At 57.9% G+C, this 20,950-nt stretch carries 21 protein-coding genes; 1 reads left to right on the plus strand and 20 read right to left on the minus strand.

Annotated elements, in window-relative coordinates; all coding sequences use genetic code 11:
* Positions 1 to 7 precede the first annotated feature (7 nt).
* From AC0L2J_RS13200 to AC0L2J_RS13240, 9 genes are all read right to left on the minus strand, one after another.
* Complete coding sequence (locus AC0L2J_RS13200; protein WP_473390406.1) at positions 8 to 367, minus strand: DUF3024 domain-containing protein; 360 nt, start codon at positions 365 to 367, stop codon at positions 8 to 10.
* A gap of 11 nt (positions 368 to 378) precedes the next feature.
* Positions 379 to 618, minus strand: a complete 240-nt coding sequence (locus tag AC0L2J_RS13205; protein WP_473390409.1) for a nitrogen fixation protein NifZ — start codon at positions 616 to 618, stop codon at positions 379 to 381.
* Complete coding sequence (locus AC0L2J_RS13210) at positions 615 to 935, minus strand: nitrogen fixation protein NifZ (RefSeq protein WP_007600033.1); 321 nt, start codon at positions 933 to 935, stop codon at positions 615 to 617. The genes AC0L2J_RS13205 and AC0L2J_RS13210 overlap by 4 nt, the downstream gene beginning before the upstream one ends.
* Before the next feature lie 125 nt (positions 936 to 1,060).
* A complete protein-coding gene (locus AC0L2J_RS13215; RefSeq protein WP_473390413.1) occupies positions 1,061 to 1,285 on the minus strand; it encodes a 4Fe-4S binding protein in 225 nt (74 codons plus the stop codon).
* A 15-nt stretch (positions 1,286 to 1,300) separates the two neighbouring features.
* Positions 1,301 to 2,854, minus strand: coding sequence for a nitrogenase cofactor biosynthesis protein NifB (gene nifB, locus AC0L2J_RS13220; protein WP_473390417.1), 1,554 nt, complete (start codon positions 2,852 to 2,854; stop codon positions 1,301 to 1,303).
* A gap of 860 nt (positions 2,855 to 3,714) precedes the next feature.
* Entirely contained in the window at positions 3,715 to 3,939 is a 225-nt protein-coding gene (gene nifT / locus AC0L2J_RS13225; protein WP_007600030.1) for a putative nitrogen fixation protein NifT, read from the minus strand.
* Complete coding sequence (gene nifS, locus AC0L2J_RS13230; RefSeq protein WP_473390421.1) at positions 3,936 to 5,147, minus strand: cysteine desulfurase NifS; 1,212 nt, start codon at positions 5,145 to 5,147, stop codon at positions 3,936 to 3,938. Before nifS ends, nifT begins: the two co-directional genes overlap by 4 nt.
* Positions 5,148 to 5,441, minus strand: a complete 294-nt coding sequence (locus tag AC0L2J_RS13235; RefSeq protein ID WP_473390425.1) for a NifU family protein — start codon at positions 5,439 to 5,441, stop codon at positions 5,148 to 5,150.
* 39 nt (positions 5,442 to 5,480) lie between these two features.
* On the minus strand, positions 5,481 to 5,801 hold the full coding sequence (locus AC0L2J_RS13240; RefSeq protein ID WP_007600027.1) for an iron-sulfur cluster assembly accessory protein: 321 nt from the start codon (positions 5,799 to 5,801) through the stop codon (positions 5,481 to 5,483).
* Between the two features lie 324 nt (positions 5,802 to 6,125).
* Here AC0L2J_RS13240 and AC0L2J_RS13245 point away from each other — a divergent pair, with 324 nt between their 5' ends.
* The gene (locus AC0L2J_RS13245) at positions 6,126 to 6,716 is read left to right on the plus strand and encodes a hypothetical protein (RefSeq protein ID WP_473390429.1); all 591 of its coding nucleotides are present in this window, start codon (positions 6,126 to 6,128) and stop codon (positions 6,714 to 6,716) included.
* Between the two features lie 939 nt (positions 6,717 to 7,655).
* Here the strand turns inward: AC0L2J_RS13245 and AC0L2J_RS13250 are convergent.
* From AC0L2J_RS13250 to AC0L2J_RS13300, 11 genes are all read right to left on the minus strand, one after another.
* Positions 7,656 to 8,816 (minus strand): TlpA disulfide reductase family protein, encoded by a 1,161-nt coding sequence (locus tag AC0L2J_RS13250; protein WP_473390678.1) that lies wholly within the window; start codon positions 8,814 to 8,816, stop codon positions 7,656 to 7,658.
* 988 nt (positions 8,817 to 9,804) lie between these two features.
* Entirely contained in the window at positions 9,805 to 10,089 is a 285-nt protein-coding gene (fdxB, locus tag AC0L2J_RS13255; protein WP_007605615.1) for a ferredoxin III, nif-specific, read from the minus strand.
* Positions 10,090 to 10,102: 13 nt separating this feature from the next.
* Positions 10,103 to 10,303, minus strand: a complete 201-nt coding sequence (locus AC0L2J_RS13260; RefSeq protein ID WP_473347460.1) for a CCE_0567 family metalloprotein — start codon at positions 10,301 to 10,303, stop codon at positions 10,103 to 10,105.
* A 7-nt stretch (positions 10,304 to 10,310) separates the two neighbouring features.
* Positions 10,311 to 10,781: a NifX-associated nitrogen fixation protein gene (locus AC0L2J_RS13265; protein WP_473347459.1), complete on the minus strand. Its 471-nt coding sequence runs from the start codon at positions 10,779 to 10,781 to the stop codon at positions 10,311 to 10,313.
* 10 nt (positions 10,782 to 10,791) lie between these two features.
* Positions 10,792 to 11,187, minus strand: a complete 396-nt coding sequence (gene nifX / locus AC0L2J_RS13270; RefSeq protein WP_007605606.1) for a nitrogen fixation protein NifX — start codon at positions 11,185 to 11,187, stop codon at positions 10,792 to 10,794.
* A gap of 22 nt (positions 11,188 to 11,209) precedes the next feature.
* On the minus strand, positions 11,210 to 12,592 hold the full coding sequence (nifN, locus tag AC0L2J_RS13275; protein ID WP_007605605.1) for a nitrogenase iron-molybdenum cofactor biosynthesis protein NifN: 1,383 nt from the start codon (positions 12,590 to 12,592) through the stop codon (positions 11,210 to 11,212).
* Between the two features lie 5 nt (positions 12,593 to 12,597).
* On the minus strand, positions 12,598 to 14,241 hold the full coding sequence (gene nifE / locus AC0L2J_RS13280; protein ID WP_473390682.1) for a nitrogenase iron-molybdenum cofactor biosynthesis protein NifE: 1,644 nt from the start codon (positions 14,239 to 14,241) through the stop codon (positions 12,598 to 12,600).
* A 115-nt stretch (positions 14,242 to 14,356) separates the two neighbouring features.
* Entirely contained in the window at positions 14,357 to 15,916 is a 1,560-nt protein-coding gene (gene nifK, locus AC0L2J_RS13285; protein WP_473390438.1) for a nitrogenase molybdenum-iron protein subunit beta, read from the minus strand.
* An 80-nt stretch (positions 15,917 to 15,996) separates the two neighbouring features.
* Complete coding sequence (gene nifD / locus AC0L2J_RS13290; RefSeq protein ID WP_473390441.1) at positions 15,997 to 17,499, minus strand: nitrogenase molybdenum-iron protein alpha chain; 1,503 nt, start codon at positions 17,497 to 17,499, stop codon at positions 15,997 to 15,999.
* A gap of 1,619 nt (positions 17,500 to 19,118) precedes the next feature.
* On the minus strand, positions 19,119 to 19,472 hold the full coding sequence (locus AC0L2J_RS13295; protein WP_473390444.1) for a hypothetical protein: 354 nt from the start codon (positions 19,470 to 19,472) through the stop codon (positions 19,119 to 19,121).
* A gap of 579 nt (positions 19,473 to 20,051) precedes the next feature.
* Positions 20,052 to 20,357 carry an XRE family transcriptional regulator gene (locus AC0L2J_RS13300; RefSeq protein WP_341850297.1) on the minus strand — a complete coding sequence of 102 codons (306 nt, stop codon included), beginning with the start codon at positions 20,355 to 20,357 and terminating at the stop codon, positions 20,052 to 20,054.
* Positions 20,358 to 20,950: the final 593 nt, after the last annotated feature.

Genomic DNA, 20,950 nt, shown 5'->3' on the forward strand with positions numbered 1-20,950 from the left:
CAAATCCTCATCGCCAGAATAAACGTTCAGGATCGGCATTCAGAACCGTTGTCGCCAAGCCAAGCCGCTGATGGGTCGAATGCCACTCCCAGACGCCCTTACCGTGATCTTTGCGGAACAGCTGCCATGCCGCCCCCGTCCTGTCGTGGCGCAGCAGCGCGATCTCGACGAGGCCGCCCTCCGCATTGATATTGCCTGAGCAACACGGGCTCTCGACTAGATAGCCGCCAGGAACCGCAGTCACCTCTGGCGAGACATATCGGTAACGCTCGCGCTTCGTGAGTGCGCGCACGATTCGCCATCGGTCGAGCTCGTTGGGATGGGCAGGCAAGCCGGCATGATGTCTTCTGATGATTGCCGCGTTCATTGCGCAATCTCCTAAAGTGCAGAGATTTCTGCCTCGATGCAGCCAACCACCAACTGCTTGCCGAAATCGACCATATAAATGAATAGGTTCGCTTCCGTATGGCGACCGATCTGGACGATCTCACCAACGTGCCCGACGCTGACCAGACACTCTTCCGGCGACGCGTCGGGAAAGGAACCGTCGTTGAGCAGATCTATCGCCGCCTTGACACGTTGGCCTGACCGGTATCTTGGCAGTCTTGGTTCGATCATCGGGATGCCGCTCCTGGCAAGGAAGGCTCCTCGCCTTCGCGGCTTCGCCTGACTAGATCGAGCTCCTTGCCTTTCATGCCGACGCGATAGCCGGAGCCGAGGAATTCGACCCCATAGATATAAAATTGTTGTAGGAACGTGCCGATCGAGACGACATAGCCAAGCTCACCTTTCTTGACCAGAACCTCACCAATCTCCTTGCCCACATAAGTGCCGTCGTTGCGGATGGTGCGGTTGGCCCGCACCTTGTCGCCATAGTCAAACAAGGGGGCGTCCGTCAGCTCGACGATCTCACTATCGCGGGCGATGTTGCTCATGCTGTCGTCCCCGTTCCACAGTTCGATACAACGTCTCGCACAGCCCGGCCGCCGCCCGTCAATGCGGAGCATCAACCGCCCGAGTTTCTGAACCGCTAGTGTCGTCATGACACCGATCGTGGCCCTCAAGCAGGCTCCTGGTGACGCGGCAGCGCCGCGTCGAGCACGCATGTATTGTCAACGGGGCAAACCGCCACGCATTGTGGCTCGTCAAAGCAGCCGGCGCACTCGGTGCATTTCTCAGGATCAATCAGGAAACCGCCGGCTCGCTCGGAAATAGCGAGGTTCGGGCATTGCGTTTCGCACGCCGAACAGCCCGTGCATTGCGACGCGATGATCTTGAACGGCATTACTTGAACCCATCCTCAGGCGGCGGAAGTCAGCGCGTTGGAGCGGGCCGCTGCATCGACCCTTTCAACGTGATGGATCTTCCCCTCATTGACTTTATCGAGATAGAGTTTGAACCAGGCGGTGACCGAGCCATCGATGAACTCGCAGGCGTACCGATCGACCGGCTCTATGCCGGCCTTGATCAATTCGGCCTTCGGGCAGCCGCCGATCTTTGACACGAATATGGCGTGGCAATCCTTGATGGCGCCGATGGCCATTTCGAGCTTGCTGTCCTCGCCATGACCACCTTGGCAATAGGAATGGATTGCTCGATGCCCAACGTATTTTGCGCCTGAAGTCGAGAGCTCGTAGACCTGGAACTCCTTGGCATGACCGAAGTGCTGGTTGATCAATCCCGAGCCCTTGGTTGCAACCGCCACCAGCACCTTGATTTCGCTGGACGCGCTGGCGAGCCGCGCAAGCGCCTCCTGCTTGGCCACAAGGTTCGCGGTGCGCGCCTTCTCAACCTTAGCCTGATACTCCTTCCGGGCCTGCTCGTCGTATTTGATGTCCATCGCCATTATTTTTTTCATGGTGAACTCCGCGCCGCGGTCCTCCCCGAGCAGTCCGACGGCGTCGGCCCGGCACTGGCGACAGTGACGCATCATGTTCATCTCGCTTTCGCAGCTATCCTGCAATGCTGTCACTTCCTGTGCAGTCGGGCCGCGTTGCCCCCTGAGGCCGAAGACGGTCCCATGCTCCGGCGACGATATCAGCGGCATCACGTTATGCAGGAAGGCGCCGCGCGACTTCACGGCCTTGTTAACCTCGACCAGATGCTGATCGTTAATCCCGGGGATCATCACCGAGTTGACCTTGCACAGGACGCCGCGCGCGGTAAGCATCTCCAGCCCTTGGAGCTGTCGATTGCTGAGTATTCTTGCGGCTTCAATGCCGGTGCAGCGCTTGTGGCCGTAAAAGATCCACGAATGGATCTTTGCACCAATTTCGGGGTCGATCATGTTGATCGTGATCGTCACGTGGTCGACCTTGAGTCTCGCGATTGTGTCGACATGATCGGGTAGCGCAAGGCCGTTCGTCGAGAGGCACAGCTTGAGATCTGGCGCGAGCCTATTGACGAGCTCGAATGTCCTGAATGTCTTGTCCGGGTTCGCGAGCGGATCGCCAGGACCGGCAACGCCGACCACGCTCAGCTGAGGGATCGCGGAAGCGACCGCCAGCACCTTCTTGGCGGCCTGCACCGGCGTCAACTTTTCACTGACAATGCCAGGACGCGATTCGTTAGCGCAATCGTACTTACGATTGCAGTAATTGCATTGGATATTGCAGGCGGGTGCGACGGCGACATGCATGCGGGCATAATGGTGGTGCGCCTCCTCGCTGTAACACGGATGGTTCTTCACCTTTTCCCAGATCTCAATTGGCAGATTGGCGATGCCAGCCTGAGATCCGCAGCTTGCCTTACCGCTGCCACCGATCGTACCGCAGCCCTTGTGCGTCGCCATGACTTGCATGGTCTCGCTGATCTCGCCGCCGCACGATACCTGGTGTTGCGCTGAAGTACTCATTGTTCCAATTCTCTTCGCAAGCCGAACCCTTTCGGCAAGCATCCCCAGAGTCTTTCCGGAAAGCCAAGAGCAACTGGCGTGCCATTCCTGCAGGATGAATTTAACATTTCGCTTTCAAGCACTTAGCTAAGCCCTGGTCGATTGTTAGCTTTATCAATTCATGTTGGAAAGCTGACAGGGGTTGCGATCACAACAGCGCTGACACCATTGTTTTGAGGCCCGGCAGGCTGCTTCAGCTATGGCTTCGGCAAACGGCAGGCGGGTGGCGTCGATTGAAAGTTGATCTTCCGTCAGAACGTGACGCCTAGGCAAAGCACAATCCGCAAAAGACGTCCGGGGCGCTTTGAAGGACAGGTTGATAAGGCGAGCCTAGAAGCAGAGAAAGCAGTCCTGTGACTGACCTATGCCATGGAAGATCACGCGGACCCCTGCGTGATGCTCCGGAAGGGCATTGTCAACCAGGTGAAGAGAAACGCCCGCTCGCCAGGGTCAGGGATCATCACGAAGGTTGATACTTCTGAGCCTGCGATCTGGGCCGGCGCGCGACTTAACCATTCAAAGCTGAACCTTATGGAGTCCAGCCATTGGCCTGACGCTGTTAAGACGCGCGGAATGCAACGAGCGGCCTGGCGGTCGCCGAAAAGGGGAGGTCGCGAAGGCCTCCCCACCAACGCCATCCCGCTGACCGGATGCCTCGATGCTGCGCCCCGGCCAAGATACTGCCTTTGGCAGCGCGCGGCAGCACGATCTTGGTTCCGAACAAGGCTGCATGGGCTGTCGCGTTGACCGGTAAGCGCTCACCGCGCCCGCCAAGACTTCCCTGGACATCCCAGTTTGACGACGTCCATAGACACGGAGTTTCATTTTTCGGTTGCTTCGCCGCCGCGCTTCTTGGCGTTTATGGTGATTGGTAGGGTGGTGTCGCTCGCCATCGCCGGTAGGTCGAGCACCCAGCCGTTTGCGATTTTAATCCAACCACCCCACAGCGTCTCGTGCTCCCAGCCGACGATCGGCTCCTCAAGATCTTTCTTGGGTACATAAATCGAAAGGCCTGTCTCAGGCGAACGACGAATCATGACCTTCATAGGGGCTCTGCAGGTTGCGAACTCTCGCCCGCACGCTCCTGACACGCACGCAACAAGGCTCTCTGTTCGGAAGTAATGTGCGCCAGAACTTGCAGCACACGATCGATCTCATCCAGCGCCGTCTCTCGCGAGAGCGAGAAGCGAACCGCACCCCGCAAAAACGCCGGCGCTACTCTCATCGCGCGCAGGACATGGGACGGCTCCATCGAGCCGCACGCGCAGGCTGAACCGAGTGAGGTGGCAATTCCGTCACGATTCAGGTGGTGGACGATGGCCTCCGCTTCGAGACGCTCGAAGGCAATGTTAGAGGTATTTGGCAGGCGGTTTTTGATATCACCAAGCACGATGCAACCGCCGAGCGCGAGAATGCCGCGCTCCAGCCGGTCGCGAAGGGCGCAAATCTGGATCTGATCTTGTATGAGGTGTGCCGCCGCGAGTTCCGCCGCCTTGCCGAGCCCAACAATGCCTGGGACGTTTTCGGTGCCAGCGCGGCGACGCCGCTCTTGCACGCCGCCGAAGATCAGCGGCCGGAACTTAATGTCCTTGCGGACATACAGCGCGCCGATGCCCTTCGGACCATGGAGCTTGTGGCCGGAGAGCGACAGCATATCGATGTCCGTTGTCTTCAGGTCAATGGGAATCCGCCCGACGGCCTGGACTGCATCGGTGTGAAAGAGCGCGCCGACTGAGCGCGCCATCTTGGCGAGGGACTTCACCGGAAAGATCGTACCGGTCTCATTATTGGCCCACATGATCGAGGCGACTGACGTACGCTCCGACAAGGCATTGCCATAACTCTCGATGTCCAATCGACCGCTTGCATCGACCGGAATGACATGGATCTTGATTCCTCGTCGGCCCAGCTCCTCGGCAAGAGAGAGCACGGCCGAATGCTCAACGGTGGTTGTGACGATCTCGTCGCGTCCTTCCTGCACGGCGAGCGCGGACAGGATCGCAGTGTTGTCAGATTCCGTCGCGCCGGAGGTGAAAACGATTTCGTGATCGAATGCCGCGCCAATGAGAGCCTGCACATTTCGGCGCGCCTGCGTCAATGCGGGTGCAACCTCAATGCCGAATGCATGCCCGGACGACGCATTGCCGAATTGCCCAGAGAAGAACGGCAGCATCGCGGCGACCACCAAAGGATGTGCAGGGGTCGTGGCGTTATTGTCCAGGTAAATCGGCCGCACGGAGAGTTCGCTCTGCATTTAAGCCCTCACTTTGGCAGCTCCGGGGAACGGGATCAGGCGGGCAAACTTTCCGAGCCGCTCGATCAGGCGCGCCTGAATAGCCGCGAGCGTCGTGCCCGCAAGCTTGCATACCCTGCAAGCGCCGGTTAGCCCGACCATGATCTTGTTTCCGTCTATTGCGACGAGCTCACAATGTCCCCGATCGCGCCTGAGGCTTGGCCGACTCTCATCGAGCACGGCGCGGACAATCCGCTCGCGATCGGAAGGCTCGATAGTCCAAGACTGCTTCGTCCGTTCAGCCTTCAGGCCCATGTTCGATGCTCATTCCATTGCCAAGCGTACCAAGGCGACTCAGCTGAACGATTTGCCGCATGAACAGCTCGATTTGGCATTTGGGTTATCGAAGCGGAATCCTGATCCTTCGAGCGACACCACGAAATCGATCGTGGTGCCGTTGAGATGCGCCCGGCTCGCGTTGTCGACAAAGACTTTAATCCCGCCTTGCTCGAACACGGTCTCATCGGAGCTTGGCTCATGAGCAAGACCCATTTTATATGTGAATCCCTGGCAGCCGCCGCCTTCGATCATGATCCGCAAACCGGTTGCCGGCTGCGCTGTCGAGGAGATTGCGGCCTTCAGTGCGTTGATGGCGCTATTCGTTAGGTTGATCATCTCAGGCTCGTTCTCAGTTCTCTCGCAAAGCACAAATGGCAAATCCCATGCCAGTCGAGATGCAGATGAAACCAGCTTCTATTGCAGAGGCCCACCATTCGATTTGCGACCTGTCGGGTTCGCGACAGGCGGCTTTCCGGCAGCAGGAAGTCATGCGTGCGAGGCCTCGTGATGGTGGCAGCAGGTATCCCCCCAAATCGCGCCAAGCCGCCGTTTTCGCTCTACGTCGCTGCAGACATCGCGGACGGCAAACAACTTGCAGGAAGGTAGGGGCACGTCGCATTGGGCGACCCGTGCACACCACAAATTGATGAGGAGACTTCCATGACCTCAATCGACAACACCGCTCTTGGCCCGCTGGACAAGGAGGGGCGATTGCTGAATGCGGTGCTTAAGAGTGAAACAACGAAGTCCGGGCGATTTGGGTTTCGAGGCGACATCGCGCTGAAGTTCCAAGCCCAGCTCGCCGACGAAAAACGACCGCCGGATTATTCCATCGAACAAGTTCTTGCAATTGCACAAGAAGGCGAACCAGCCATCCCAGTCCTTGCCGGATATCTGCATTCCTTCGCTTATCTACCCGAGGCCGCGAAGGTGCTGGATGGCAGGCTGAGCCCCAACGGCAGCTATTTCATCTTCTGCAACAACATTGATCTGCTCGCGAAGTACCGCACAAAAATAGGCGAAATCACCTTCCGCATTCTGCCTTGCAACGAATCAACCGTATGGAAGGAGATGATGGACCTCGCCGGCATCGACAAGAACGACCTCAAGAAGCTCGGTACCGCCGCAAGGCTCGACTACTTGCTCGATGCAGCCAAGGAAATCAATGGATCATACACGGAGATCTCATACGAGGACGGCCTAGCCAAAATGGAGCCGGTGAAGAACAGAAGCGAAAACCGCCCAGTCTGAGGCATCGCTTCAGATCCCTTTCTCGCCAGCTCGACAGTCCGCCGCAAAGAGATTCACTGCAAACGCTTCGCCTGCGGCGGGCTCTTTCAAACCTTGTCGATGCACTTCCGGCTCAGCTTTTCGGGCAGATGACATGCCCACTCTGCTGGTGGTGTGTTGGCCAAGAGCACTGTCGTCATCACGCTGAGGCCGGCTCACCGCGACGGTCCGACTGAGCGGGTCAATCGTGATCAGGACATTCTAAGTCTGACCGGTTCATGGTCGCGGTCACACTTCAAAGGCCGATCGACGGTGTGTGGATTGGCTTTGGCGTTGCGCTCCAGGCCTTTGCCGGCCTGAGCGGCGCTGAGATGTCGCGCGAGGAGCGATCACTATGCTGATGTTCACGGAAGGGCCGCCGGTGATCCGGACATTCCGGGGGTGCGCGATGTCCGTGCTGCGGAAGCCGGCGGCATCCGCGACTGCAGCGACCACGGGTGGATGCAGAACTCGCGCCGACCCGGATGCGCGGTAGCGTACGTGCGAAATCGCCTGACAGAATCCGCCGCAGGGAGTGTGGAGGACGGAGTGGTCGCCAAAGGGGTGGAGGTGCTGGCAACTGTGTAAGAGTGCCCGAGTACCCGTCGCGGTAATCAGCAGCACCCGCGAGGTCGAGCAGGCGGGTGGATTTCCCGTCAGCCTCGGCTTCGGCCACGCAGGCTTAGACCTATCGTCTCGGCGTGCGCCTGATTTCAGGCCCAGCAACGGCCCTTGCGATCTGCACGGCGTGCAACGCCGCGGCCTTTGAGCAGTTGATCCGCCGCAACGAACATCGAGGTCGGATGCTAGGTTTTCCTTGTGGCCTGCGTGTCGCAATCGCCCTGAATGATTCTGCTGGTGGCGAGCGATTCGAAGGCGCTAATTGGGCCCGATGGTGCGTCTTCTGATTAACATTTCTCTTCATGTCTCCTCCTGCGGCCGGACGTTGGGAGCTCCAGGAGACTTCTCTCGCGGAACCGAACAAGACCCGCCGCAAGAAACCTTCTCGTCCCTGTAGTTGGCCAAGGCTTGGAGCAGCCGCGGCATATAATACTTCTTCGCACGCTCCGCCGCCAATTCCGGCATAGCTTTCGGATCGTCTAGCCACGTCATCGCCCGCTCGATCAGCTCGATCGCATGTTGCTTGTCACCACTCTCGTGGTAGTACTGAGCGACCACCATATAGGAAGAGCAGTTGAGGCCGCCGAAGGCCTGCCCAGGATTGAGGATATGTTCCGAAACATCCCTGCCGATCGCAAAGCGTTCCGCACCCGGAAGCTGCGTATTGTCGTTCTCCGCATTAAAGAGTTGCCTCATCGCGCCAACCAGGCCACTCAACGCCTCTGACTGTTTCTCAATCGCATCTCGAACCAGTTGGCGTAAGACCTGGAAACCAGTCGCCGTGTCGCGCATTTTGTGAAGCAACAGATGCGCATAAATCTCCCGGAAGTGGAGATTGTCCGGCGTCGCGGCAATGCCCTCTTCGACGGCTAATAGCGCTGTCGGCCAGTCCTTTGCTTCCATCGCCGCTCCAATTCTCCGGTGCATTGAGCGTTCGCGCGCTAGGCGCTGGCCTTCCGCGATCCGTTTCGCATCAGCGGATTTAGCTTGATAGCTGCTGCGCCAAGTGCCGTTTATTATTTTCAGCAAGACGTCGTCGAGTGTGATCGGATGACCGATAAAGGCAATGTGGCCGTCGCGGTCGACGACGAACGATGTCGGAATCCCAACAGATGAGCTGGCATCCATCCAAAGCATGTTCATTTCGCCCGTACTGTCGAACCCGATTCGATAGTTCAAATTTGAGAACTTCTCAGTCAACCATACGTCCAACTTGGTGCGAGCCTCATCCGCCGTTGGTGCTCGTTCGCTAGCTGCGACTCCGACGACCTCAAGCCCCTCGTCTTTGTATTTTGCTTGCAGCTCAATGAGATGGGGCATCGCCTCCTCACATGGACCGCACCAACTTGCCCAAAATTCGACGATGTACACTTTCCCTCGCTGGAAGTTCGTAATGGGGTCGCCACGCAACCAGTTCTCGACTTTGAGCGAAGGAGCCGGGGTCGCCATGCACAGCACCATCATTTCTTCTCCAAGTCAGTTGTTGCGAGAGCTTGTCTCAAAACTAAGTTAGCAACCACCGTGCCAGGCGCTCCGCGCGCACTAAGCACATGAAAAAGCTTTGAAAAACATCCACACGCCCAATAGGTCCACTGTAGACTGACATGCTTTGGGTGAGCGTCAGATTTCGGGCACGCATCGCGCCCTTCCGGTCGCCAAAACGCGAATGCGCATCCGCGAGCCGCGACGTAGGCTTCGCCGTAACCCTCGGCGGCGGGCTCGGGGCGCTGAGCGAGTTAAGGATCACCCCTTACTGCCGCGCGATCTAGCTGGGGCGCCCAAGGCCGCTCACATCTCCTGCCGAGTGTCTCTTGATCTGGCGCAAAGGCGGAGACTGCGCGCGCAGCCCTGAACAAGGCTATGCTAGCCAGCCGACAGGCTACTCACGAGCATTTCTGCCGCATTGATGGGCGGTGACCTGTCCATTGATTGGCACGTGCATTGATCAGTTCGACCCAGCGCTCCCGTGTTATGCGGGTTGCCTTGGACGTGCGGTTCCGGACAATCTCAAATAGGGTGGCCGCGTACTGGCTGCTCCAACCTGGCTGGGGGCATGGTGGAGCAGAGCTAGCCGCGCGTAATCAATACAGTGAGAACGACGTGAAACCATGCAGAATGTCGCAACCAAAGTCACCTAGCCCATCAACTCCTTGCGCCGTGCTTACTGTGGTCCGCGAGCACGAGACGGCGCGGTCGTGTCATTTGATCATTTGACCGGTCCCCCCGAAGGACAGCCAAGAGTCCATGTTCGGGCACGGTCAGCTCAGGAAAGCTGGGTTGGCGCCAACAGAGCAGGTTGGATGTCGCACGTTGGTGAATAGCAAATGAATCTCCGGCTGGGCTTCTATATTTGAACATCGCACCGTAGATGTAGTCGGCTCGATACCGGATCTCCCGACTTGCCTTCGTCTCTGGCAAAGCAGCCCTATTGATACCGGAGAATGTCGCTTCAAGCCCGTGGCGCGTGCGTCTGACAGTTTGTCGGACACACCCGCGCGCAGGCGCTGCAGCCGATGCAAGCGCCTTCGTCATTCAGCACCATGACCTTTTTTTCGAGCTCATCGTCCTCCTCATCGAGATCGATGATTTGGCCAGCCTCGCTTAGCCCCTTCAGCGTCATGACCTCGCGGCCGCAAACCTTATAGCAGCGGCCGCAGCCGATGCACTTCTTGAGATCGATAGAAACCAGGTAATCCGGTTCCCAACTGCGGCCGTCGCGGGTCCTAAATGACATGGCTCGAGATCCGCTATGCTTTGTCTAGCGCTTGGAGATTTTGGCGCTTGCTTTCGAGCTCGCTGAAGGCAACGTGGGCCTTCTGCGCCACACTCAGGATCGAGCACCAGTTGACCGGCAGCTCCTCGGAGAGGTCGTGGAGGTCCATCTTGGCTTGGGTCGCCTTCGCCGAGAGCTTCTTTATTTCCGCTTTCAGCGCTTCAACATCGTTCATGCTTGCCTCAATAATTCGCCACTTCCGGGAACTTACGGATCATCTCAACGCCACTGTTGACGAATTTGTCGCCTTGATCAGCGAGATCAGAGAAATGGTTGAAACCAAAGCGATGCACGTCGCGCAGCTGCTTGCTCACGACAACGAGCCGACCGCCGATCAACACGATCCGACCGAACCCTTCGTTGTGCATCTTCAGCATTGGCGAGATCATCACTCCGGTCGCCTTCTCGATCGAGAGCGCAACCGCGTTAAAGAACAGCTCCAGCCGCCATGTCGTCTTGGGGTCGGGATTGCCGACAATAGGCAGCGCACGGCGCTTGTGCTTGTCGAGGACGTAGGGTTCGAGCAAATCGAGATCCTTCTTGCCCTCCCAGGCACCGTGGGAGTCCTGGGCGCGCCAGATCTTGACGAGCTCTTTCAGAAATGGCCGCTCCGCCGCCGCGGCGGCTGGAGTGACTTCGGATGTATCTCCCATCCTCGTTCCTTCAGGTTTCGAAATCCACTGTACGTTCCGGGTCTTTGGCGAGCAGCTTCCGCAGCCAGGGCGGCGGCGAGCCCTTCAGCACGGTTTCGAGTTTGACGCAAAGTTCGTCGATGGGCTCTGGTTGCAGCACCTTCATCGGATGGATCTTGCTCGCGACGACTCGTGCAGCACCCGAGCCGCCGATCGCCGCAACATAGAGGATTGCGCAGTTCCTGATCGCCTCGATCTTGGGCGCTAGCTTATCCTCATTGCCGTCTTCCGTGAGGTCACCACCGAACTGGATCGCCTCAATAAACCGATGCCCCTCCGGGCCGACCTCGTAGATCGCGATGTTCTTGGCCCAGCCGAAGTGCGCATCGACATGCTTCAAGTCCTGAGTGGCAAATGCAACTTTCATCCGTGTTGTTTTCTCTCCCTGCTCAATGCAACCCAGGCGAATCGACCTGCAGGCCAGAGTTGGTGAATCGCCAGCTGTCAGGCGTCGGCCGATGGTTGATCTCTCGGTCGGTGATGATGAGATTGGCGATATCAAAGATCAGGTCGCGCGTGCCGCGATAACCAACGATTGTGAGGTGCGCAGCCCCAAGGCGATCGAACATGGGAAAGCCTACCCGGAAGAATGGAACATTGAGTCGCGAAGCGGCCTGGCGACCATGTGAATGGGACATCAAGAGGTCGCAGTCACGCGACCTGGCAAGCTCTTCAAGATCCTCCAGATCGCCGATCAGGACGTCCGCGGTCCTGACCCGCTGCAGCACCGGTGAGTTCGTCGTCGTCACCGCAGCAGTGACCTGCGCCCCCATCTCGTGGAGCGAGCTGGAGAGATCAAATAACAGGTCCGGCTCGGCGCCGATCGCGAGCTTGCGGCCGCCGATGTGGAAATGAGCATCCAGCATGGCGTCTGCCAGCTGTCCACGCTGCCGGCGATACTTCGAGGGTACTGACCGGCCGGTGATCTGGCTCAAGAACGCCATAAATTCGTCGTTTGGGATAAGGCCACAGAGCCGCTCGAATAGACGGAACGGCGCGCCTGTCCGCACCTGCATGGTCTCGGCCGCACGGCGCATTTGCGCGCCGATCGCGATCGTCCAGGCCACCTGCCCCATGGTCGCAATTTCGTCCACTCCAATCCCCCCGATCGTAGTCGGCGTGAATTCGTCGGGGATGTGGCCGTCCAGCGAACCTGCAAGGTCCGGCAGGAAGGAGGGCTTGAGACCGAAATCCTCAAAGATCGTGCGAAGCTCGTCGAGGTCGCCGGGCGTGAGGTGGCAACCAGGTAGCACGTTAACGCGGGACGCATCGCGCGGTCTCGCTGGATCGAACGGAGTCACAAGCACCTCGATCATCCGCGCCACCGTCTTGCCCCAGCCATCCTGAAAGGCATCCTTGAAATCCGGAGTCGAGACGTAGACAAGGGGGAGCTTTTCGAGCTGCGGGTGCTTCTGTCGGATCAGCCGGATGAAGGCTTCGACGTCATCGCCGTTGGTTTCGGTGACCCCAGTCGAATTGATGCCAACGATCTCGGGCGCGACGCGATTGTAGATGTTGAGGATTGCCTGTTCGAGATTCTCGTGGCCGCCGAGCACGGTCGCAACCTCGCTCATAGCAGTTGTCTGCATCGGCACGGCTTCATTGAAATGGCGCACGAACAGCGTCAGCCCAAAAGAGGCGCAACCTTGCGGGCCGTGCAAAAGCGGCATCGCGCCGCGCAACCCCATGAAGGCAAATGAGCCGCCGATCGGCTGGCTCATCTTGAGCGGATTGACCGAACAGGCTTTCTTCGAGGTAGTGACGATCGCCATGTCCCCTACTCCGCCGCCTGCAGTGCCGCCGGCTGGAGATCGGAAGGAATGTCCTTACAAGCAATGCAACGCCCGCTGGAACTGGTGAACGGCTTGATGGGCTCGCCGAGCTTCGGGCCATGCGGCGCAATCGCGCTCTCACCCTCACTGGCCTCAGCTTGATTGGAAAAACTTATCGTCCTGACGCTGTTCCTGCTCGGGTCCCGAACTGGATCCGCGGCTTGCGCATGCATCTGCGCAGCCGTCCTTGCCTGAAGATTCCGGTCGAACTCATCCCATGGCGCGGCTTGGCGGAGCTGATCCCATATCGGATTGTAGAGCGCCTTCTCGATCTCCTCCATGAGCTTGAGAATCCCGACATAGCCCATATAGGCGTGGCAGCGCTCCTGGTTGATATCGAGCCACGGCATCGCCGCCTTTAGCGCGACGAATTGCGACTTGCCGCCCGAGAGCATGATATCGGCTTTTGCGTCCTTGAGCATTTTGTAGATCTCGCGAGGCGACATGTCCTCGATCATATGGGCGTCCTGGCCCATTAATTCCTTGATACGTTCCTTGTCCTTCTTGGTCGATTTCTTCACGGACGTGCCGACGATCTCGAGCCCGGCCTCCTGCAAGGCGGCCACCATCGACCAGGATTTCACACCGCCGGTGATGAGAACAACCCTCTTGCCGGCAAAGCGCGGCTTGAAACGTTCAATCGCAGCCCAGGCCTTGGTCTCTTCGCGTGCGATCAGGGCTTGCGTGCGTTCCATCAGCTCAGCCGGCGCACCACTCTCGATCAGCATGCGCGCGATCTGGCGGAGTGAATCGCTGGTATCCTCAATACCGTAGAAGGAGCCTTCAAAAAACGGGATGCCGTAGCGCTGCCTCATCTTGCGTGCGACGTTGATCATTGCCCTTGAGCAAACCATCATCGCGGCTTTGGCTCGGTGCGAATAAGCGACCTCGCGATACTTGCCGTCCCCCGCGATGCACGACAGGATCCGAATTCCGAGCTCATCGAGCAGGGGCTTGACCTGCCAGAGCTCGCCGGACAGATTGTATTCGCCGATGATGTTGACATCATACGGCGTCGTGTAATCGGGCTCTCCGGTACCGATGACATGCTCCAGCAGTGCTTCGCCAGCAAGCTTGTTACCAAGATTCTTCGACCCGACAAATCCCGGTGAATTGATGGGAATGACCGGTTTGCCGAATTTGGCGGAGGCCGCCTTGCAGACCATATCGATGTCGTCACCGATCATTGCGGGCACGCATGTCTGGTAGACGAAGATGGCCTGCGGGTCGTATTTCTCTGTGATCTCCTTGACTGCCCTGTACAGCCGCTTCTCGCCGCCGAAGACGATATCGGTCTCGCTCATGTCTGTGGTGAAGCTTCTGCGCCACAGATCGGAGCCGGACGAGACCGAACCACGATTGTCCCAGGAATTGCCCTCACAGGCGATTGGACCATGCACAAGATGGGCGACATCGGTGAAGGGCTGCAGCGCGACTTTGGCGCCATCGAAAGCACATCCGCCGGCGGCGCCGCCCGGCTTGAGCTGCTTGGTGCAACCATTCTTACGCTCGACCTTCGACTTGCTCGCGTTCTTGGCGCAGCCCGGTTCGTTAAAGACGTCCTGTATGGTCGTGGGAAGCGAAGTCATGGTATCTCTCTCGGGGATGTCAACACACCGCAGACCACAAGGATGGCCGGCGGACAACCTGTGATCCCCGCCGCAGCGCCGCTGTTTCTGCTGACGATGAGGCGGGGAGCTCGCCTTAGCGTATGATGTCGAAGCTGTAGTCTGTCTTGCCAACCGAGCTGGTCTTTCGATCGATCTCATCAAAGATCTTGTCGAGAATCTTGACCAGCACATTCATGCTCCCCTGATAGCCCCACACTGGATAACGATGGTGATGATGGCGATCGAAGATGGGAAAGCCGATGCGGATTAGCGGCGTTCCGGTGTCACGCTCGAGATACTTGCCGTAGGTGTTACCGATCAGGAAATCGACCGGCTCTGTGAACAGGAGCGATCGCATGTGCCAGAGATCCTTGCCTGGGAAGGCGCGGCAGTTCTTACCGAAGGGCGAGCTCGCGAACAGCGCCTGCATCTTCAGCTCCCACGCCTTACTCGCGTTCGTCGACAGCACGTGGATCGGCTCAGCGCCGAGCTCCAGCAAGAATGCGGCCAGGCCATAGCAGAGGTCTGGATCGCCGTAGATCGCGAACTTCTTGCCGTGAACATGCGCGCTGGAGTCAGCCATTGCGTCTACCAGACGCCCACGCTCCTGCTCCAGTGCATTTGGAATTGCCTTGTTGGTGATACGCGACAGTGTCATCAGGAAATCGTCCGTGGCGCTGATGCCCAGCGGGTGATTGAAAGCGACGACCTCCTGATCGTGCCCTTTGATGAAGGACAACGTCTTCTCCGTGCAATATTGCTGCATGGAAATGGTTGCCTTGGCGTGGACAGCGTTCGCGGCATCCTTTAGTGTAGTGCCTCCATCATACATGCGGAACTCGCCGTCCGTGGGGGTATCGAACACGTCACTGTTATCCGCGAGGATGGTGTAGCCGATCCCCATCAGCTCGAAGATGCGCTTTATCTCACGGATGTTTCCGACAGTGTAGCCGTCGAAGCCACCGATGAAGTTGATCGTGTTGTTCGCTTTACGCTCGAGTTTTGGGCCCGTGCCGGCTTTGCCATCCCAGAAATGCTCGAGGATGCCCTTGAGCGTATTGTCGTAGCCAGTAACGTGGCTGCCGACGAACGCAGGAGTGTGAGCGAATGGTACGTCGTAGTCCGCTGGGACTGCACCTTTTTCCTTTGATGTTTTGATGAAGGCATTGAGGTCGTCGCCGATGACTTCTGCCATGCAGGTCGTGGCGACCGCGATCATCTTCGGCTTGTACATGCTATAGCTGTTGGCAAGCCCGTCCGTAAGATTGTTAAGCCCCCCGAACACGGCCGCGTCTTCCGTCATGGACGAGGAGACGCACGAGGTCGGCTCCTTGAAGTGCCGTGACAGATGGCTGCGATAATACGCGACGCAGCCCTGTGAGCCGTGGACGAACGGCAGTGTGCGCTCGAACCCGAGGGCGGCGAACACCGCACCCAGCGGCTGGCAAGCCTTCGCCGGATTAACGGTTAGCGCCTCGCGGGCGAAGTTCTTCTCGCGGTACTCGGACGTCTTGGACCATTCTTTGATGCGATCGACTTCGGCGGGATCATGCGGATTCTCAAATAGCGCCTTCTTCTTGGCCAGCATCTGCTGGTATTCGTCTCCCCGGAAAAGCTCGGCGTGGTCGAGTATGTGTTCGGCGTTCTGTGTCATCATAGCACTCTTTGGGTTCTTGCGTTCGTTCTCCTGCCCTTCCCCTCCTCTGCGGAAGGAAACGGCCCGGGGTCGGCCTCCTATTCCGCGGCCATGAGGCTCGGCTGCGGAGCGTCCTTCCAAGGTGCCGTGGTCTTCCCCCAGATCGGGGAGTTAATCGCCATGTCCATGTCGCGGGCGAAGATCGCGAAGCCGTCATAGCCGTGGTAAGGACCCGAGTAGTCCCAGGAATGCATTTGGCGGAACGGCACACCCATTTTTTGGAAGACGTATTTTTCCTTGATACCGGAGCCGACCAGGTCTGGCCGGATCTTTTCGACGAAGCGCTCGAATTCGTAGCCGGTGACATCGTCGTAGATCAGCGTGCCATCTTTGACGTAGTGCTGGGCGGTGCGTTGGTAGTCATCGTTATGCCCGAACTCATAGCCCGTGCCGACAACATCCATGCCGAGGTCCTCATAGGCGCCGATGACGTGGCGAGGACGTAAGCCGCCGACGAACAGCATTACCGTCTTGCCTTCAAGCCTCGGCCGGTATTTCGCGGTCACAGCATCGACAAGCGGTTGATATTTCGCGATGACGCGTTCGGCGCCTTGCTTGATCTTGTCATCGAAGAAGCTTGCAATTTTTCGCAGCGACTCCGCTATTTTGGAGGGACCGAAGAAGTTGTACTCGCACCAGGGAATCCCGAATTTTTCCTCCATGTGCCGTGAGATGTAGTTCATCGAGCGATAGCAATGCAGTATGTTGAGCTTTGCCTTCGGCGTCGCCTCCAATTCAGCGAGAGATCCATCCCCGGACCACTGGGCGATGACGCGTAGGCCCATTTCTTCCAGCAGGATTCGTGACGACCATGCGTCGCCGCCGATGTTGTAGTCGCCGATGATCGCAACATCATATGGCGTCGGCTCAAATTTAGGGCTGGTCTCTGGGGCGCTCTTGTCAAAGATCCAATCCCGAACGGCGTCGTTCGCGATGTGATGGCCGAGCGACTGCGACACGCCACGGAAGCCCTCGCACCGCACAGGCACGATGGTTTTGCCGCCATATTCCTTCGATTTTTCTCGGGAGACCGCCTCGATATCGTCACCGATCAAGCCAATCGGACATTCGGACTGAATGGTGATGCCCCTGTTGAGAGGAAATAGCTCCTGGAGCTCATCGATGAGTTTCGTGATCTTTTTATCGCCGCCGAACACGATGTCCTTCTCCTGAAAATCGGAGGTGAACTGCAGTGTCACGAACGTGTCGATGCCGGTCGTCCCGACGTAGTAGTTGCGCCGCGAGCCCCACGAGTACTGACCGCAGCCGACCGGACCGTGGCTGATGTGGATCATGTCCTTGATGGGTCCCCAGACCACGCCCTTGGAGCCCGCATAGGCGCAGCCGCGGATGGTCATCACGCCGGGAATGGACTTGATATTCGACTTGACGCCACAATCCGACTTCCCCGCCTCGTGAACACTGAGATGCTTGGCGCGCCTTTTGGCGGTCTTCTCGGGGTAGACCGTCAACACCTCATCGATTAGCTGCTTGTTGCGCGCCTTGATCTCTGCAACGCTTTGGGTAGGTGCTCGGCTCATACAGGTTTCCTTTTCGATTGTGGTCTCAACAACAAGCGACGCCTTTGCGGTAGACCGACGGATTATCCGATCCGGCGTTCAGGTAAGCGTGCAATCTGCGTGGGCGGTCCTACCGATCGCAACTTCGCGACGTTCATGCCGCAGCGGTAGCTCATCTCGGCTGAGCGGTTAGGAGCGCCATGTGTGACGCTGTCTATCGACGACCATGACGCTTCTCGGTGAAGTCATGCCTGCTCTCCAGCGGTTGGTCATATCGGCTTCTTTATTCACTCGCGTGCGATCACGGGGCATGTCCCTGTGCACGGGATGCAAAGGACTAACAGCCGCCTCCTGCGCAGGGGTCTGCAACGACTGTGCCAGCGCCGGTCGAATAGAAAAAGCAACGTTTATAGAGCTAGATAGCTGCCGGATGCGGATTGTTATAAACCTGACCCTGTCTGCCACCGACAAGCGTAGCCGCAACGCCCTGTCTGAAACAAAACAATCGGTTACGCTCTCCACCAGCGGCGTGGCTGGAGTCTGGCCGCGCCGACGTCACTCCGATGCGCAGCCTGCTTCGTACGCGCCGATCCACCGATCGCAAACACCATCCGTTCGAAGCGGTTTCAGCGGGGTTAGATGTGCCCATCGTGCTCGCGATCCAACCCCGAGCAAGAATCGCATCGAGCGCTCCACCACCTGCTGCAGATGTCTCCACAAGAACTCAGTTGCCCAGCAGCAGTCCTCTTCCATTTCCGTGTGGTATCTCGCTCCGGCGTTCTTTTATTTGATACTGCGGAGAGGCGCGCTCGGAGGGGCGAACAGCTGACGCCGTGGAGAGCACGTAAGCTGATCAATTCCCAAGCAGCGCGGTAGCTTAAACTCCGCAAACGGTCACCTTGGGCTTGCCCGGATTCGAATTTGCCGGCTACGACGCAGGGCGCTTCCGCATCAAACAATCTGCAGGTTTTTGCGTTCGGCGTACTTCGACGAAGGGGAAGATCGGATTCTGACGCGTCAGACAGTTTGAGCGGATTCACGGAAAGGCCGGCAGCTTCGCAAGTATCGGCAGTCGAGATAGGGCAGGTCAAATGCGGACCACTGGTCGATTTATCCTTTCTCGTTCCAGGACAGGATCGATTCCTTACGCTTACCTCCGTTGCTTGGTATATCAATCGCCATTGAAACCAGTTTTGCTAACGCGCTCCGCCAGCATTTTTGCAGAACAGGATGCCGATGGTCCACTTGAACGGTATTTTTCTTGCCTAGGTAATTTATGGTAAAAAGGGCCAAGACCTCGGAGCGAAGTGCTCAGGTGCGGATTTCACGCATTGCAACGTTTGTAAATTGGTGCATCACCACTGTTACGGGATAATAGCGCTTGGGTTCGTGGGACTTGCGCTCAAGGACATACCCATCACGGCGCTGTCGAATGCAAATCCTGAAATTATTCAGGTTGCCATTCTGAGGGTTTATATTTCGTGCTGGGCTTACGGGACCAGCATCGACCCGAAAATCCAGGGTGGAAGCTATGCGGACGACCCACAGGGAGGACGTGTCCGGAACGGATCAATTGCTGCTCTCGCCTTTCTCGCGGTTGTTTCAGTCATTTTGCGTCCTGAATGAGATGGAGGAGAAGTTCACGTTAGAACCGGCCATCGGGCGTGAGCGATCCCGAAAGCCCAGGGGTCGGCGGCGGCGTTCTTCAAGCTGATCAGCTTCGGCTTCCGTGACGGACCCTGTTCGTCGATGCCGCGCTTCGCGAGGAGTATGAACGGCTCCACTTCGAAAATCGACGCCGCCAAAGATCGGTTACTTGCCGCATTGAAGCTCGAGGAAGGGACGAAGAAAGTATCGCCCAATCGCTCACCTTGAACATCACCGAGCACCGGCAGTTCGGGATCGGACTCATCGCTGCCATCGTCGCGCTTTCCGCTTTGATCAGCATGTCCGCTGGGCTGGTTGGACTGATCCCACTTGGTACCTTCTCCCAACCATCACCGCCTTCTAGGTTCGGCATCACTACGCCTGGGGCCATCCTGAACGTCGTCATTCGCTTGACCGCGCTCAGCTAAATTGATTCTCCGTGTCAGTGCCGATTGTCCTCGAAATCAGCATTGGACGCCATGTCACGGCATTCGGTACTTGGGCTGGCGAAGACTCCAGCCGGGATCCCGCTCCAACGATGTCTGCCCTCTGGATGGAAGATGCCCGTCGAGCAAGCGGAGATCATCTCCTCCGAATCGATCGCTCTGCCTCGCGCACCTTTCGCTTCTGTAGGGACGAGTTGGCTGCTGCACTAAGCCGCCGCGCCGGTTCACGACCTAGCGTTCGACCCGTTAATCTTCCCTTTTGAGCTTCTCGCGCTCCTGCTGAAGCGCTTCGGTCTCTCGGGCGACTTCGCGTCCTTCCCAGTTGGTCCTGGAAATGACTGGCGGGTCTCGGCGAGAACAGCGGGGTCGAAGGATTCAGTCAGCCGAATCTCGATTGCAGATCGGGCACTGCAGGGTGAGTTCATGAGCGCTTTTGCCGCCGTCGGGTTAGATGTCATGAACCCTCCGTTTCGGCAGCTCTTAGGCCCGAATAAACGTGATCCGGCCCCCTTCGCCACGCTTCCGATGTGGCTTTACCTTTATTTCGACGTCCTGATCGAACGCCGCCAGCATGCGCAGCAGCTTTCCACGGAAACCAACTTGAACTGCCCTCGAAGCAGCTTGGAGATGTTGGGCTGCTTCACGCCGACGAGCTTCGCGGCTTCGATCTTGAGTGATCTCCCGCTCCGCCATCAACCGCTTCAGTTGTACAATGAGGGCTGCCTTGAGTTGGTACTCGTCGGCGTTCGGGAGGCGGTTGGCCGGCAACTTCTTCTTCGTGCTCATGATCGAGCTGCGTTTACTCCGTGTTGATAGGTTCCGTGTCGCGCAGGCGCTGCCATGCGAGGCAAGATCGTCCCATATGCGGATCGGCGGCCAAAAGAGCTGCTGATCGGACCGCGTGAAGGTCAATTTGAACGCTCTACCGCGCTCGAGTGTCTTCGGAGTTTTGGCTTAACCTGTTGCGCGTGTGCTCGTCTTGGGGAACCGCATATATAGGCCGGGGAGCACATATACGTGTGCTTAAGAGTATGGAGCCTGCGGAATTCAGCGTAAGACACGCGTCACTTCCATAGAAGAGATTCTGGCCAGTCTGTGAACTCCAACTCGAAGCTACGTAGGCCGGTGGGTTTTGTCGTGAATTTAAGAGTCTTCCCTGAAAGGTCGGCCAATGAACCAGATGCGAATGTGAAAACTGTCGTGCCGGAAGTTGCGACCCCAATGCCTTGCTCGCCTTCCATGCTAGAGAAGTCGGTCGCCTCGGAGAGTTGCCCAAGTGCAACTCCCTCCAGCGCGTGGTGAAATTCCATGGAGGCCAAGTATGTCCCTTTGTCAGCAGCCCACTCGCTGACCGACACTGCTGTGATCCCCGCGTCGGT

This window comes from Bradyrhizobium sp. MV1.5, from assembly GCF_055807615.1.